We start from the raw sequence: 1500 nt of genomic DNA on the forward strand, positions 1-1500 counted from the left end.
CCCTTTGCGGGACTTGAGTAGCTCCGACTTCCCTGCAGAACACCAACCGAGCAAGGCGCCAGTCAGTTTCCACCCTGAGCCCTCCACCCGATTCTAGTGCGCCTTTTAAGGGTGTTCGGTCAGGGGCTATTCAGAAGCACCGACCGGTCACGCCTGCCAACCTCCTGTTCATTCACTTCCCTGCGCACACTGCGGTCCCTGGCCACCTCAAGCAAGACTTCCATCATCGTTCCCAACAGCTCCGATTCTTCTCTCGCTCTCACATGCATACCCTCATCTGCAAGCTCTAAAAGGCCGTCCTCACCCACGATAAAAATGGCCCATGGCTCACCATTGTCCTCGGTCACCGCAATGGCGTCAGGAGCTCCGTCGCCATTTACGTCAACTTCCCCATAAACGGCCTTGCCCCTCCGATAAAACAACCTCCCTCTTTCTGCCCCGGGTCCCCATGTCTCCATGAGAGCCAATGAGCCCTGGCGAAAATGCTTGCGATACCTGATCTTCGGGCTGCCATCTCGGTTGGTTCGGGTAGACATGCCCTCCACCTTTACAATGGTGTTGCTAAGATAGTATTCGGTAACTATGCTGCTACTGCGCAACTTCACCCTTTCCTCCAGCGGCGGTCGCTCCGCCATTAGAGTCAGCACGACATGGATTGCCGCACAACCGCCGAGGACCAACGCTAAACCTCTTATTCTGCGTGGCTGCATACGTAATTGCAGGTCCAGTAGCCGAACCCTCCAACCTCGTTTCCAAACAGCGCGTGCAAAGAATGGCAGCACAACAGGCAGTTCGTAAGATCCGCCTCTTTCAAAAAGTCATCACACCCGTCGAGCTTTCCGCAGGCACTTTTGATCCGTTCGGAGGCGTCAACGATCACCAGCACCTTGTTCAACGTGCTCAGGGCTTTCTTGGTCTTGGGATCGTCAGCAGCCTCTGCAGCTTCTTCTAGCAACTGTAACAACCTGGCGACCGCATTCTTTACCAGGTCCTTGAGCGCTTTATTGTCGCAGCATCTGCCGTCTCCACTCCCCTCCTTGCTGTCCAGACCGTGAACATCAACGCTGCCCGTACAATAGTTTGCCAAAAAAGCATACTCCCTTCCTGGCTTGCCGGTGCGATGGCGGAGCAAGCCTTTCCGTACCAAGTAAACCCTCAATGCTGATGCAACATCTGGCCGTTTTACAACAAGGAACTCCAACGCTCGGCGAACGCGCTGTTCCCCACGTCCCTCCGGCGGTTGCGATTGGCAACAGCCTTTTAAAGAAAACCCCAGATCCTCAATCGGATCCCTGCTCAACCAGCGGCCCAATGTAGGACCATAGGCCCGGTATTCGTACAGGACCAGACCGGTGAAGTCTTCGGTACGCTTCGTGGAGAAGCGGAAGGGATTCGACCGGGCCGCAGGGCCGCTCAGGCGCAAGGGCTCGCCAAAGGGACCGTATTCGTACCGGGCGGTTTCAGCGCCCGTGGACGCCGACACCATATTCCACACATTCC

Annotated in this window: 2 protein-coding genes; both read right to left on the reverse strand. The window is 56.1% G+C overall.

Annotation, left to right across the window (positions count from 1 at the left end; genetic code table 11):
- Positions 1–119 precede the first annotated feature (119 nt).
- Positions 120–635: a hypothetical protein gene (locus tag ACPDIX_RS15005; protein WP_423432615.1), complete on the reverse strand. Its 516-nt coding sequence runs from the start codon at positions 633–635 to the stop codon at positions 120–122.
- Between the two features lie 56 nt (positions 636–691).
- Positions 692–1500, reverse strand: an 809-nt coding sequence (locus ACPDIX_RS15010) for an RHS repeat domain-containing protein (protein WP_423432616.1), incomplete at its 5' end; no start/stop codon positions are given.

Origin of the sequence: Limisphaera sp. 4302-co (genome assembly GCF_049537155.1) — a bacterium.
Lineage (GTDB): Bacteria > Verrucomicrobiota > Verrucomicrobiia > Limisphaerales > Limisphaeraceae > Limisphaera.

What these genes read in the sequence shown, in the direction of transcription:
- ACPDIX_RS15005 (WP_423432615.1), bottom strand. Translation starts at nt 635, where the DNA reads ATGGCGGAGCGACCGCCGCTGGAGGAAAGGGTGAAGTTGCGCAGTAGC.